Annotated in this window: 12 protein-coding genes; 3 read left to right on the plus strand and 9 right to left on the minus strand. The window is 71.6% G+C overall.

The genetic code is table 11. The features are described 5' to 3' along the window. Positions 1-4 precede the first annotated feature (4 nt). Positions 5-778: an SDR family NAD(P)-dependent oxidoreductase gene (locus ACIQJT_RS29675; RefSeq protein ID WP_402648682.1), complete on the plus strand. Its 774-nt coding sequence runs from the start codon at positions 5-7 to the stop codon at positions 776-778. 90 nt (positions 779-868) lie between these two features. Then, positions 869-1,558 (plus strand): ester cyclase, encoded by a 690-nt coding sequence (locus tag ACIQJT_RS29680; protein ID WP_402648685.1) that lies wholly within the window; start codon positions 869-871, stop codon positions 1,556-1,558. Between the two features lie 84 nt (positions 1,559-1,642). On the opposite strand, the gene groL is transcribed toward ACIQJT_RS29680, so the two are convergent. From groL to ACIQJT_RS29700, 4 genes are all read right to left on the minus strand, one after another. Continuing rightward, positions 1,643-3,268: a chaperonin GroEL gene (gene groL / locus ACIQJT_RS29685; protein ID WP_365456013.1), complete on the minus strand. Its 1,626-nt coding sequence runs from the start codon at positions 3,266-3,268 to the stop codon at positions 1,643-1,645. A 112-nt stretch (positions 3,269-3,380) separates the two neighbouring features. Further along, the gene (gene groES / locus ACIQJT_RS29690; RefSeq protein ID WP_028807844.1) at positions 3,381-3,689 is read right to left on the minus strand and encodes a co-chaperone GroES; all 309 of its coding nucleotides are present in this window, start codon (positions 3,687-3,689) and stop codon (positions 3,381-3,383) included. 265 nt (positions 3,690-3,954) lie between these two features. Next, positions 3,955-4,740 carry a polysaccharide deacetylase family protein gene (locus ACIQJT_RS29695; RefSeq protein WP_402648690.1) on the minus strand — a complete coding sequence of 262 codons (786 nt, stop codon included), beginning with the start codon at positions 4,738-4,740 and terminating at the stop codon, positions 3,955-3,957. Further along, the gene (locus ACIQJT_RS29700; RefSeq protein ID WP_402648693.1) at positions 4,737-5,669 is read right to left on the minus strand and encodes a polysaccharide deacetylase family protein; all 933 of its coding nucleotides are present in this window, start codon (positions 5,667-5,669) and stop codon (positions 4,737-4,739) included. The genes ACIQJT_RS29695 and ACIQJT_RS29700 overlap by 4 nt, the downstream gene beginning before the upstream one ends. Before the next feature lie 91 nt (positions 5,670-5,760). Here ACIQJT_RS29700 and ACIQJT_RS29705 point away from each other — a divergent pair, with 91 nt between their 5' ends. Next, complete coding sequence (locus ACIQJT_RS29705; RefSeq protein ID WP_365456022.1) at positions 5,761-6,954, plus strand: THUMP-like domain-containing protein; 1,194 nt, start codon at positions 5,761-5,763, stop codon at positions 6,952-6,954. Between the two features lie 33 nt (positions 6,955-6,987). On the opposite strand, the gene ACIQJT_RS29710 is transcribed toward ACIQJT_RS29705, so the two are convergent. The 5 genes from ACIQJT_RS29710 to ACIQJT_RS29730 form a co-directional block, all read right to left on the minus strand. Beyond that, positions 6,988-8,265, minus strand: a complete 1,278-nt coding sequence (locus ACIQJT_RS29710) for an RNA polymerase sigma factor (RefSeq protein ID WP_402648696.1) — start codon at positions 8,263-8,265, stop codon at positions 6,988-6,990. Between the two features lie 51 nt (positions 8,266-8,316). After that, positions 8,317-8,673 carry a YciI family protein gene (locus tag ACIQJT_RS29715; RefSeq protein WP_365456028.1) on the minus strand — a complete coding sequence of 119 codons (357 nt, stop codon included), beginning with the start codon at positions 8,671-8,673 and terminating at the stop codon, positions 8,317-8,319. A 136-nt stretch (positions 8,674-8,809) separates the two neighbouring features. Further along, entirely contained in the window at positions 8,810-10,222 is a 1,413-nt protein-coding gene (locus tag ACIQJT_RS29720) for an FG-GAP-like repeat-containing protein (RefSeq protein ID WP_365456031.1), read from the minus strand. Between the two features lie 154 nt (positions 10,223-10,376). Beyond that, positions 10,377-11,411 carry an LCP family protein gene (locus ACIQJT_RS29725; RefSeq protein ID WP_365456034.1) on the minus strand — a complete coding sequence of 345 codons (1,035 nt, stop codon included), beginning with the start codon at positions 11,409-11,411 and terminating at the stop codon, positions 10,377-10,379. Between the two features lie 174 nt (positions 11,412-11,585). Beyond that, positions 11,586-12,653 carry a LacI family DNA-binding transcriptional regulator gene (locus ACIQJT_RS29730; protein ID WP_402648701.1) on the minus strand — a complete coding sequence of 356 codons (1,068 nt, stop codon included), beginning with the start codon at positions 12,651-12,653 and terminating at the stop codon, positions 11,586-11,588. Between the last annotated feature and the right edge of the window lie 104 nt (positions 12,654-12,757).

Consider the following 12,757-nt stretch of genomic DNA (forward strand, 5'->3'; position numbering starts at 1 on the left):
CGCCATGACAACGGCATTGATTACGGGATCGACCGCGGGCATCGGTGCCGCGTTCGCACGACGGCTGGCGGCTGACGGGCACAACCTGGTGCTGGTGGCCCGCGACACCAAGCGGCTCCGGGAACACGCGACCGAGCTCCACGACCGGCACGGCATCGAGGCCGAGGTCCTCACCGCCGACCTCGCCACGGATCCCGGCATCGAGGCGGTCGCCGCCCGCCTGTCGGACCGCAGGTCGCCCGTCGACCTCCTCGTCAACAACGCCGGCTTCGCCAACAAGGGCCGCTATCTCGACGTCTCCGTGGCGGACGAGCTCACGATGCTCAAGGTGCACTGCGAGGCGGTGCTGCGGCTGACGTCGGCGGCGTCGGAGGCGATGCGGGAGCGGGGCCGCGGGGGCGTCGTGAACGTCGCCTCGGTGGCGGCTTTCCTGCCCCGCGGGACGTACGGCGCCTCGAAGGCGTGGGTCGTGCAGTTCACGCAGGGCGCGGCGCGGGACCTGGCGAGCAGCGGGGTCCGTCTGATGGCCCTGTGCCCGGGGTTCGTGCGGACCGAGTTCCACCAGCGGGCCGGGATGGGCACGGACAACATCCCCGGCTGGATGTGGCTCGACGCGGACAAGGTGGTCGCCGCGGCCCTCGCCGACCTGGCCCGCGGCAAGACCCTGTCGATCCCGGACCCGCGCTACAAGACGCTGATGGGGCTGGCGAAGGTGGCGCCGCGGGGACTGCTGGGCGGGATCACGTCGCGGACGGGGCGGAAGTACGGGCCGCAGTGACCGTCCCGCCCGACGCGTGCCGTCTCGGCGCCGGCGGGCGGACAATGGTGCCGTGACACCCAGCCCAGGGGGGCCGGAGGTGGTGGCGAGATGACCTTCGTACAGCTCATCGATTGCAGGACCAGCCGTTTCGACGAGATGGACCGGCTGATGGACACATGGGTCGAGCAGACCAAGGGGAAGCGGACCGCGACGCACGCGGTGGTCGGCAAGGACCGGTCCGACGCGTCGCACTTCGTCGAGATCGTGGAGTTCCCGTCGTACGAGGAGGCGATGCGGAACTCGGGGCTGCCGGAGACCGAGCGGATCTTCCAGGGGATGGTCGCGCTGTGCGACGAGATGCCGACCTTCACCGACCTGGACGTGGTGCGGGACGAGCAGCTCGAACCGGCCGTGGCGCGGGAGTTCTTCGAGCGGGCCGGGCGGGACGGCACGGCGGAGCTGTTCGAGCGGTTCACCGACGACTACGTCGACCACGATCCCGCCAACCCCGGGGACCTGGAACTGGCGGCTGCGCGCGAGGAGTACGAGGGATGGCGGCGGGCCTTCGTCTTCGCCTTCCGGATCGACGACCAGATCGCGCAGGGCGACCGGGTGTGCACCCGCTGGACCTGGACCGGTAAGCACACCGGCGAGTTCGTGGGGATCCCGGCGACCGGGCAGGACGTCACCATGACCGGGACCACCTGGCACCGGTTCCGGGACGGGCGGATCTGCGAGGGATGGTGGAGCTACGACCGTGCGGGGCTGATGGAGCAGCTCGGGGTACTCGGGCAGTGACCGCCGGGACCTGGTGACCCGCGAAGGGGAAAGCCCCCGTTCCCTCTCGGCGAGGGAACGGGGGCCTCCTTACGAGCGGTTCGCTCAGTGGGAGTGGCCGTGGCCGTGCCCGGCGGCGGCCGGCTCCTCCTCTTCCTTCTTCTCGACGACCAGGGTCTCGGTCGTCAGGAGGAGGGAGGCGATGGAGGCGGCGTTCTCCAGGGCGGAGCGGGTGACCTTGACCGGGTCGATGACGCCGGCCTTGACCAGGTCGCCGTACTCGCCGGTCGCGGCGTTGAAGCCCTGGCCCTTGTCGAGCTCGGCGACCTTGGAGGTGATGACGTAGCCCTCGAGGCCCGCGTTCTCGGCGATCCAGCGCAGCGGCTCGACGACGGCCTTGCGGACGACGGCGACACCGGTGGCCTCGTCGCCGGTCTTGCCGAGGCCGCCCTCGAGCACCTTGGCGGCGTGGACCAGAGCGGAGCCACCACCGGAGACGATGCCCTCCTCGACCGCGGCGCGGGTCGCGGAGATGGCGTCCTCCAGACGGTGCTTCTTCTCCTTCAGCTCCACCTCGGTGGCGGCGCCGACCTTGATCACGCACACGCCGCCGGCCAGCTTCGCGAGGCGCTCCTGGAGCTTCTCGCGGTCCCAGTCGGAGTCGGTGTTCTCGATCTCGGCCTTGATCTGGGCGACCCGGCCCTGCACGGCGGCGGAGTCACCGGCGCCGTCGACGATCGTGGTGTCGTCCTTGGTGACCGTGACGCGGCGGGCGGAGCCCAGCACGTCCAGGCCGACCTGGTCGAGCTTGAGGCCGACCTCCTCGGAGATGACCTCGGCGCCGGTCAGCGTCGCCATGTCCTGGAGCATCGCCTTGCGGCGGTCACCGAAGCCGGGGGCCTTGACGGCGACCGCGTTGAAGGTGCCGCGGATCTTGTTGACGACCAGGGTCGACAGGGCCTCGCCCTCGACGTCCTCGGCGATGATCAGCAGCGGCTTGGAGGCACCCGCCTGGATGACCTTCTCGAGCAGCGGCAGCAGGTCCTGGATCGAGGAGATCTTGCCCTGGTTGATCAGGATGTACGGGTCGTCGAGGACGGCCTCCATACGCTCCTGGTCGGAGACCATGTACGGCGACAGGTAACCCTTGTCGAAGGCCATGCCCTCGGTGAAGTCCAGCTCCAGACCGAAGGTGTTGGACTCCTCGACGGTGATGACACCGTCCTTGCCGACCTTGTCCATCGCCTCGGCGATGAGCTCGCCGACCTGCTGGTCCTGGGCGGACAGCGCGGCGACGGCGGCGATGTCGGACTTCTCGTCGATCGGGCGGGCGGTCGCGAGGAGGTCCTCGGAGACGGCCGCGACGGCGGCGTCGATGCCCTTCTTCAGGGCTGCCGGGGAGGCACCCGCGGCGACGTTCTTCAGGCCCTCGCGCACCAGCGCCTGGGCGAGCACGGTGGCGGTGGTGGTGCCGTCACCCGCGATGTCGTTGGTCTTGGTCGCCACCTCCTTCACCAGCTGGGCGCCGAGGTTCTCGTACGGGTCCTCGATCTCGACCTCGCGGGCGATGGTGACGCCGTCGTTGGTGATGGTGGGAGCGCCGAACTTCTTGTCGATGACGACGTTGCGGCCCTTGGGGCCGATCGTCACCTTGACCGTGTCGGCAAGCTTGTTGACGCCGCGCTCGAGGGCGCGACGGGCGTCCTCGTCGAACTTCAGGATCTTCGCCATGGGAGCGTGAGCCCTCTCGGAAATCTAGGTGAAAAGAGACTGCGCCCCGGGCGCCCGGCTTGTTAGTGGTCGCGGGGGCCAGGGGCGCAGCTCGAAGAAATGCTGGGGTGAATTACTTCTCGATGATCGCGAGCACGTCGCGGGCCGAGAGGACGAGGTACTCCTCGCCGTTGTACTTCACCTCGGTGCCGCCGTACTTGCTGTACAGCACGATGTCGCCGGTCTGGACGTCGAGCGGCAGGCGCTCGCCGTTCTCGAAGCGGCCCGGGCCCACGGCCAGGACGACGCCCTCCTGGGGCTTCTCCTTGGCGGTGTCCGGGATGACCAGGCCAGAGGCGGTGGTCTGCTCGGCGTCGAGCGGCTGGACCACGATGCGGTCCTCGAGCGGCTTGATGGCAACCTTGGAGCTGGTGGTCGTCACGATCCGACCTCCCCCTTCGGAGATCTCACGGGGTTAACTGTCTGAGGTGGCGACCAGGTGGATCCGTCGTCGCGGGTGCCGGACCTGCCCGTCGCTGTGTTGGCACTCTCCAGGGGGGAGTGCCAGACCCGAGACTATGACCGTGATTAGCACTCGGTCAAGCGGAGTGCCAATCGCGTCTTCGACGGGACCTCCGGCGGGGCCTCCGGCCGGCTCTTCGGCGGAACCTCCGGCCGTGTCCTGAGGCGGGGTCCGCGGAGCACCCCTACAGGTAGTCCTCCAGCCGTCCCACCGTCAGTCCCCGCCGCTCGATCTCCCGCAGCAGCCTCGTCGTGCGCTCCGTCAGGGTCGGGCCCGTCGTCTCCCCCGACGTCACCGAGACGATGTCGCCGGCCCGCAGCTCCCGCCGCTCCCCCTGCGCCGCCACGCTCCACAGCACCACCGCCGAGAGCCCGCAGTCGGCCGCCGCGCGCAGGGTCGTGCGGTCGTACGTGCCGTAGGGCGGCCGGAACAGCCGCGGCCGGATGCCGAAGCGGGACCGCACCTTCTCCTGCTGGCCGCAGATCTCGGCGCGCTGTCCCGCGTACGGCAGACCGCGCAGGGCGGGGTGGTCGAGGGTGTGGTTCTGGATGCGCGCGCCGACCGCCTGGAGGCGCGCGAAGTGGCCGTACCCGGGGCCGACGACGCTGTCCGTGAGGAACATGCTGACGGGCAGCCGCAGTTCGCGGACCAGGTCGACGAACCGCGGGTCCCGCTCGGCGCCGTCGTCGTAGGTGAGGAAGACGACCTTGTCGGACGTCTCGACGCGCCGCACGACCGGCGGCAGCCCGTCCCGGCCGGCCGCCGCGCGCGCCGGCACGCGCGGCGGCGCCGGCAGCGGGGAGGTCAGGCCCCAGTGGCGGTACGGCCGTCCGTCCGCCTCGGCCGGGCCGTACGGCCCCACGCGCTGGGCCGCCTTCTTCCCCAGCCGTTCGATGGGGTCCACGGACTGGGCGCAGCCGGCGAGGAGTACGGCCGCCAGCCCTGCGGCGACCAGGGACCGCGGCCTCACAGGTAGTCCTCCAGGCGGGCGACGGCGTACCCCTCGGCCGTGACCTTGTCCAGGAAGCGGCGGACCATGTCGGTCATCGTGCCCTTCCAGCCCTCGCGGCCCCGGAAGTGGCTGAGCACGATGTCGCCGGGGCGGATCCTGCGGTCCCACTCGCGGTACTCCCAGTGGTCGGCGAAGACCTCCTCGTTCCAGATCGGCGCGTACCGGATGCCGCAGGACCTGGCCGCGCGCAGGGTGTCCTCGTTGTAGTTGCCGTAGGGCGGCCGGAAGAGCACGGGCCGGGTGCCGTACCGCTTCTCGATGACGTCCTGCATCCCGCAGATCTCGTGCTTCTGGCGGGCGTAGGACAACCCGGGCAGGTAGCGGTGGTGGAGGGTGTGGTTGTCGAGGGCGACTCCCCTGTCCCGCATCCTCCTGAAGTAGCCGTAGTCGTCCTTGACCAGGTAGTTGCTGAGGAAGGCGGTGTACGGGATCCGCAGCTCGCTCGTCATCCGCAGGAAGGCGGGGTCCTTCTCGGCGCCGTCGTCGATGGTGAGGAAGACGATCTTCTGGTCGGTGGGGACCGTGGTGAAGACCGGCGGCAGCCCCTTCTCCTCGTGGCCGTCGACCTCGAAGCCCTCGCGGGTGGTGATGCGGGGCTTGGTCACGGGTGCCGGCGGGGCCGTCAGCGGGACCCTCTTCAGCCCCCAGCGCCTGGCGGTGGCGATCCGGGACTGCTCGGCGCGGAGCCGGGCGGCCCGGATGACGGACTTGTCGGCCTGGAGCTCGGCGGCGGGGGCCGGGGGCGCCGGGAGGGGCTGCCGCCGTGCGTCGGTCCCGGCCGGGCGGGCGCAGCCGGAGGCCAGGGCGGCCGCGGCCAGGAGGACGAGTCCGCCGCGGATCGACACCCCCAACGCACCCTTTTTGTAAGTTTGTCCTACTGTTCCCATGGCGCCGGATCCTCGCAGGTCACGGCGTCGCCGCCGGGCCGACACCGCCGCCCGGCAGCGGACCGTCCACCGACTGGCCCACAATGACCCGGTGAACGACCTCGCCCCTCTCCTCACCCCCGAGGGCCGTGCTCTCCTCGACGACGTGCGCGGCACCGCCCCCGCCGACGAACTCGCCGTCGCCACCCGGCTGCGCCGCGAGCACCCCGCCGAACTGGTCTCCGCGGCGCTCGGCCAGGCCCGGCTGCGGCAGCGGGCGGAGGCGAAGTTCGGGGCCGAGGACGCGGGGCGGATGTTCTTCACGCCGAACGGGGTCGAGCAGTCGACGCGGGCGAGCGTGGCCGCCTACCGGGCCCGCAGGCTGAGGTCCATGGGCGTCACCTCCGTGGCGGACCTGTGCTGCGGGATCGGCGGCGACGCCATCGCGCTGGCCCGGGCCGGGATCCGGGTCCTCGCGGTGGACCGGGACCCGTTGACGGCGGCGGCCGCCCGGGCCAACGCGGAGGCCCTCGGGCTCGCCGGCCTGATCGACGTACGGGAGGCGGACGTCACGGAGGTCGACACGGCCCCGTACGACGCCGTGTTCGTGGATCCGGCGCGGCGCGGCGGGCGGGGCCGCATCTTCGACCCGGAGGCCTACTCGCCGCCCCTGTCCTGGGCGGTCCGGGCCGCCCTCAAGGCCCCGCACGCGGCGCTGAAGGTCGCGCCGGGCATCCCGCACGAGGCGGTGCCGGCCGAGGCCGAGGCGGAGTGGATCTCGGACGGCGGGGACGTGAAGGAGGCAGTGCTGTGGTTCGGCACCGCACCGGGGGCGGTCCGGGCGACGCTGCTGCCGGGACCGCGGACCCTGCTCGGCCGCGGGCTGCCCGACCCCGAAGTCCGTTCCGTGGGGCGGTACTTGTACGAGCCGGACGGTGCCGTCATCCGCGCCCATCTGGTCGCCGAGGTGGCGCAGGAGGTCGAGGGCGGACTCGTCGACCCCACCATCGCGTACGTGACCTCGGACGCCCTGCTGGCGACGCCGTACGCCACCGCCTACGAGATCACCGACCGGCTCCCCTTCAACGTGAAGAAGCTGAAGGCGCTGCTGCGCGAGCGGGAGGTCGGGATCCTGACGGTGAAGAAGCGGGGCTCGGCGGTCGAGCCGGAGGAACTGCGCCGCAAGGCGCTCCCGAAACCGCAGGGCACGAACGCGGTGACGGTGTTCCTCACCCGGGTGGCGGGGGCACCGACGATGCTGATCGGCGCTCCTGCGCGGGCCGTCACCGGCGCCGGGGCGTCCTGAGCAACTCCCGGTGCGCGACCGCGCGGTGGCCGTTCACCCGCCGCACTCCCGCGCCCTGTCCAGCAGCAGCTCCCGCTCCCGTTCGTTGCGGGTCAGGGCGGCCGCGCGTTCGAACTCGGCGCGGGCCTCCGTCGTGCGGCCCAGGCGGCACAGGAGGTCGCCGCGCACGCTCGGCAGCAAGTGGTAGTCGAGCAGGGCGGGTTCGTCGGTGAGCGCGTCGACGATCTCCAGGGCCGGGGCCGGGCCCTCGGCCATGGAGACGGCGACCGCGCGGTTGAGTTCGACGACCGGGGAGGGGGTGCGGGCGGCGAGCAGGGCGTAGAGGGTGGCGATGGACCGCCAGTCGGTCTCCTCGTAGGAGTACGCGTGCGCGTGGCAGGCGGCGATGGCGGCCTGGAGGACGTAGGGGCCGGGGGCCCCGGTGGACGTGGCGTCGGCGCGGCCCAGGGCCTTGATGCCGCGGGCGATGAGCATGCGGTTCCAGCGGCTGCGGTTCTGGTCCTTGAGGAGGACGGGTTCGCCGTGCGGGCCGGTGCGGGCGGCCGCGCGGGAGGCCTGGAACTCCAACAGGGCGGCCAGGCCGTGCACTTCGGGTTCCTTGGGCATGAGCGCGGACAGCAGGCGGGCCAGGCGCAGGGCGTCCTCGCACAGGGAGGGGCGCAGCCAGTCGTCGCCGGCGGTGGCCGCGTACCCCTCGTTGAAGATCAGGTAGATGACGTCCAGGACCGAGCCGAGGCGGGCCTCGCGGTCCGGGCCGTAGGGGACCTCGAAGGCGATGTTCTTCGTGGCGAGGGTCCGTTTGGCGCGCACGATCCGCTGGGCGACCGTGGCCTCCGGGACGAGGAAGGCGCGGGCGATCTCCGGGGTGGTGAGACCGCCGAGCAGGCGCAGGGTGAGGGCGGTGCGGGCCTCCGCGGACAGCACCGGGTGGCAGGTGGTGAAGACGAGCCTGAGCAGGTCGTCGTCGATGTCCTCGGGGTCGGCGGGCTCCTCCGGCGGGGCGGACTCCGTCAGGTCGCGGCCGATCTCGGCCAGCTTGCGGGCGTAGTTCTCCCGGCGGCGGACCAGGTCGACGGCCTTGCGCCGGGCGATGGCCATGAGCCAGGCGGCCGGGTTGTCCGGGACGCCGTCGCGCGGCCACTGCTCCAGCGCGGCGACGAGTGCGTCCTGGGCGAGTTCCTCGGCGATGCCGACGTCCCGGACGACCCGGGTGACCCCGGCGATGATACGCGGCGACTCCATGCGGAAAACGGTCTCGACGGAGGATCGGGCGTCGGTGCGGGAGGGCTGTGAGGTGGTCACAGCCCCCATTCGACACCGTCACGGCCGTACGGCCAAGGAGGACGGACCGCCTCCCGGGGCTCAGCCCTCCACGATCTCCCGCACCTCGCAGGTGACCGTCCAGTGCTCCTCGTGGACCTTCAGGAAGCGCTTGGTCCACTCGACCGCCTCGGCCATGTCCTTGGCCTGCACGATCGCGTACCCGCCGACGACCTCCTTGGCCTCGGTGAAGGGCCCGTCGGTCACCGACAGCTCGCCCTTCTCCCACCGCACCCGGGTGCCCTGCGCGGTCGGCGTGAGCCCGGCGGTGTCGAGCAGCACCCCGGCCTTCGTCATCTCCTCGATCAGCTCGCCCATGCGCTGCATCAGCGCCTCGCTGGGGCCCTCGGCGGGGGCGTTCTGCTCGTCGATCCGGACCATCGACAGGTAACGCGGCATGGTGACTCCTCGGTCGCTGCGGGCCGGTCCTTCCCGGCCTCTCACCAGTGCGTCGATCGGAAGGGCCCGGGATCGACAGACTCCGCGGATTTCTTCGGAGAATTTTTCCCGGGCCCTCAAGCATGCGCCTGACCTGCTACGACAGCGAGCCGCCGAACGTCGCCCGCTCGATCGGCGCCCCGACCGTGCGGGGGCCGAAGGTGAACGCCGCGTCCGTCACGATGCCGGTCGGACGGCCGCGCAGCGACCAGACCGCGCCTTCACCGGCGTTCCCGCCTTCGACCATGTTCTCGCGGGAGGCCGCCGCCGCGAGGTCCGCGTAGCCGTTGCCGTTGATGTCGTGGATGCTGACCGAGTCGCCGAAGTTGTCGCTCGACTCGGCGGCGCCGGGGACGCCGTCGGTGTCCTGGGTGAAGCCCTGGGAACCCGTGCCGGTCAGGCCGTCGCGGCTGCCGTAGAGGACGTTGACCATGCCCGCCCCGGCCTTGTCGCCGAGCTTCTCGCCGGGCGCGCCCACGGCCACGTCGGCGTAGCCGTCGTTGTTGACGTCACCGACCGCCACCGCGTCGCCGAAGCGGTCCTCCTCCTCCTTGGCGCCGGGGACGTCCGCAGTGTCCTGGCTGTACGACTTCCAGGTCGACTCCGGCTTCAGACCGGAGGCCGAGCCGAGGGCCACGGTGACCGTGGAGTCGTTCGGGACGCCCCGGACGAGGTCGTCGTAGCCGTCGCCGTTGACGTCGCCGAAGGCCGCCTGGCTGGTGCCCTGGGGGGAGGAGGCGACATAGGTGAAGGCGCCTCCGGAGGCGTTGGCCAGGTAAAGCTGGGAGCCGATGCCGCCGTCGCCGAGGTAGACGGTCGTCGCGAGGTCGTCGCGGCCGTCGCCGTTGACGTCCCCGGCGGCCACGTGCATCAGGTCGTAGGGCTCCAGCTTGGGCGAGCCGAAGTCCCGCGTGGCGGTCGGCTTCCCGTCCCGGGAGATCGGGCCCTGCCAGACGGTGACCTCGGTGCCGAGCGGGTCGTCGCCCGGGGAGCGGCCGCCGCGGAACAGGACCAGGTCCGGCCAGCTGTCACCGTCGAAGTCGCCCGCCTGGGTGGTCGACGCGGGCACGGACACCGCGCCGGACAGGCCCTCCTTGGAGCCCCAGACGACGACCGCGTCCCGCTTCGGGTCCGCGTGTCCGATGATCAGGTCGGTGCGGCCGTCGCCGTCCAGGTCCCCCGTGGACAGCTGGTGGCCGAAGTTCTCGCCCGCGGCGGGATCGCCCGGGATGCCGCTGGTGGCACGGCTGATGATGGTGCGGCTGTCCTTGGTCAGGCCGTGCGGGCCGCCGTACATGACGGTGACGTAGCCCGCCCCCTGCTTGCCGCCGATCGTGGCGATCGGGGCGCCGACGGCGAGGTCCTTGTAGCCGTCGCCGTTGAAGTCGTCCTGGACGGCCTTCGATTCGGCCGCCGTGGCGCTGCCGGCGAGGGCGGGAATCCCGCCGAGCGCGAGCACTCCGGCGATCAGCGGCACGGACCATGCCTTGTACGAACGCGAGTTGGACATCGGTGTTCCCCCTGGTTACTGCAATGTGGTCACCGCAACAGACACCACTGGTCGCTCATTGGTTGCAGTGTCGCCCGTTTTTTCGGTGCACACGTCAACGAGAACCTCGGCGAACACCTCGGCGGAGAACTCGGCGAAGCCCTCAGCGAAGACCTCAGCGGAGCGACTCCCACAGCTCGCTCGCCGCGGGTTCCTCCGCCACCACCCGGTTGGGGTCCGAGGGGGCGGTGACGACCGGCATGGTCACGGTCTTCACGTCGGCCGCCGCGAGGCCCTTCAGGCTCTCACCGAGGGTCATGAGCTCGGGCAGGGAGTCGAGTCCGGTGTCGGTGGTGAGGCTGCCGGTGACGGCGTCGGCGACGGAGTACAGCTTGGCGGGGCTGGTCAGGAGGCTCGTCGAGGACATCTGCGCCAGCAGGGCCTTCACCAGTTGCTGCTGGAGGCCGATGCGGCCCAGGTCGCTGCCGTCGCCTATGCCGTGCCGGGTGCGGGCGAGCGCGAGGGCCTGCTTGCCGTCGAGGTGGTGGGTGCCCGCCTTCAGGGTGAGGTGGCTGTCGGCGTCGTCGATGTCCTCGTCCGTGGTCACCGTGACCCCGCCGAGGGCGTTCACCAGTCTGGCGAAGCCCGAGAAGTCGATCTCGACGTAGTGGTCCATGCGGACGTCCGTGATCGACTCGACGGTCCTGACCGCGCACACCGGACCGCCCACCGCGTAGGCGCTGTTGAACATGGCGCCGTACGAGACCGCCGTGGTGCCGCCGCTCTCCAGCGGGCAGGAGGGGCGGGTGACGAGGGTGTCGCGCGGGATGCTGACGACGGTGGCCGTCGTGCGGCCCGCGTCGATGTGCACGACCATCGCGGTGTCGGACCGGGCGCCGGTGCTGCTGCCGCCGCCGAGCGCCCGGTTCTCTTTGCCGCTGCGTGAGTCGGAGCCGAGGACCAGGATGTTGACGGCCTCGGTGGGCAGCGGTGCCGCGTCGGAGGCCGAAGGGGTCGGGGTCGCCTTGGCGGGGCGGTCGTCGCCGAGTGCGCTGTCGATGTCGACGCTCTTGATGTTGCTGTTGAGGTGCCAGTACGCCCAGCCCGCCGCGGCGCATCCCGCGACCAGGGTGCCCGCGAGCGCGAGGCCGACGGCCTTCAGCACGCTCGACCGCCGACCCGCTCGTCCGTCCTCGCCGTCTCCACTCACAGGGAGGAACGTAAGTCCGAATTATTACGAGGAACGCCTCGCGGACGGTTTTCTTCGGAAAATCTCAGACTTCTCGTCTCCGGGAGCGGGCCGGAGCAGCCCAGAAGCGCGCCTCCGAAAGTTTCGGTCGTGCAACCGATTGGCTTCGGAGGGGCACGGTCCGACCCGGCGCCCCTAGGCGCCCGCCCGCAGCTCGGCGCAGCTGCTCCGGACCACCAGGCTCGTCGCCAGCTCCACCCGGGTCGCCGCCGGGTTGCCGCCGTCCCGGCCCAGGTCGAGCACCAGCTTGGCCGCGGCCTCGGCCATCTCGGTCAGCGGCTGCCGTACGGTCGTCAGCGGCGGCCCCACCCAGGGCGCCACCGGAAGGTCGTCGAAGCCGACCACGCTCAGGTCCTCGGGGATGCGCAGTCCCAGCTCGCGCGCGGCCTCGTAGACGCCGAGCGCCTGGAGGTCGTTGCCCGCGAAGACGGCCGTGGGCCGGTCCGGGCGGCGCAGCAGTTCCAGGCCCTGGCGGTAGCCGGTCTCGTGGTGGAAGTCGCCGGGCATGATCAGTCCGGGGTCGACGGGCAGCCCGGCGGTCTCCAGCGCGGCCCGGTAGCCGTCCACGCGGGCGCGGCTGCACATCATGCGGGAGGGCCCGCTGATCGCGCCGATCCTGCGGTGCCCCAGTTCGACCAGGTGGCGGGTCGCGGCGAGCCCGCCCTGCCAGTTGGTCGCGCCGATGGAGGGCACGTCGGCGCCCGGATCACCGGCCGGGTCCATCACCACGAACGGGATCGACCTGCTGTTGAGCAGCGCGCGCTGGGACTCGTCGAGCCCGGACAGCACGAGGACCACGCCGTACGGACGCCGGGCGGCGACCTGGTCGGCCCAGGTCCGCCCGGGGGTGAGCCGTCCTGCGCTCTCGCTCAGGACGACGCTCAGCCCGGCGTCGCGGGCCACGTTCTCCACGCCCCGGATGACCTCCATCGCCCACGCGCTCTCCAGCTCGTGGAAGACCAGGTCGATCAGGGGCGAACGGCTCGCCTCGGCACGCCGGCGCCGGTAGCCGTGCGCACGCAGCAGGTCCTCGACGCGGGCGCGGGTCGCGGGCGCGACATCGGCCCGGCCGTTGAGGACCTTCGAAACTGTCGGCGCCGAGACGCCGGCCTCCCGGGCGATCTCGGCGAGGGTCGCGGTCTGCTGCGACCGTCCCACCGCAGGGGATGTCGTCCGGGTTTCAGCGGGCTCCGGGGGTGTCATGGCGGCGATCGTATCCCTGCGCGACCTCTTGACGAACCCTTCCGGCGGCCCTAGGTTCCCAAAACATTCGGATGATATATCGAAACATTCGCGAGGTCGTCGAC

The organism is Streptomyces sp. NPDC091972 (assembly GCF_044756385.1).
In the GTDB taxonomy this organism is placed as follows: Bacteria; Actinomycetota; Actinomycetes; order Streptomycetales; family Streptomycetaceae; genus Streptomyces.

What these genes read in the sequence shown, in the direction of transcription:
- ACIQJT_RS29700 (WP_402648693.1), bottom strand. Translation starts at nt 5,669, where the DNA reads ATGGGAACAGTAGGACAAACTTACAAAAAGGGTGCGTTGGGGGTGTCG.
- ACIQJT_RS29680 (WP_402648685.1), top strand. Translation starts at nt 869, where the DNA reads ATGACCTTCGTACAGCTCATCGATTGCAGGACCAGCCGTTTCGACGAG.
- ACIQJT_RS29710 (WP_402648696.1), bottom strand. Translation starts at nt 8,265, where the DNA reads ATGGGGGCTGTGACCACCTCACAGCCCTCCCGCACCGACGCCCGATCC.
- groL (WP_365456013.1), bottom strand. Translation starts at nt 3,268, where the DNA reads ATGGCGAAGATCCTGAAGTTCGACGAGGACGCCCGTCGCGCCCTCGAG.
- ACIQJT_RS29730 (WP_402648701.1), bottom strand. Translation starts at nt 12,653, where the DNA reads ATGACACCCCCGGAGCCCGCTGAAACCCGGACGACATCCCCTGCGGTG.
- ACIQJT_RS29715 (WP_365456028.1), bottom strand. Translation starts at nt 8,673, where the DNA reads ATGCCGCGTTACCTGTCGATGGTCCGGATCGACGAGCAGAACGCCCCC.
- ACIQJT_RS29675 (WP_402648682.1), top strand. Translation starts at nt 5, where the DNA reads ATGACAACGGCATTGATTACGGGATCGACCGCGGGCATCGGTGCCGCG.
- ACIQJT_RS29720 (WP_365456031.1), bottom strand. Translation starts at nt 10,222, where the DNA reads ATGTCCAACTCGCGTTCGTACAAGGCATGGTCCGTGCCGCTGATCGCC.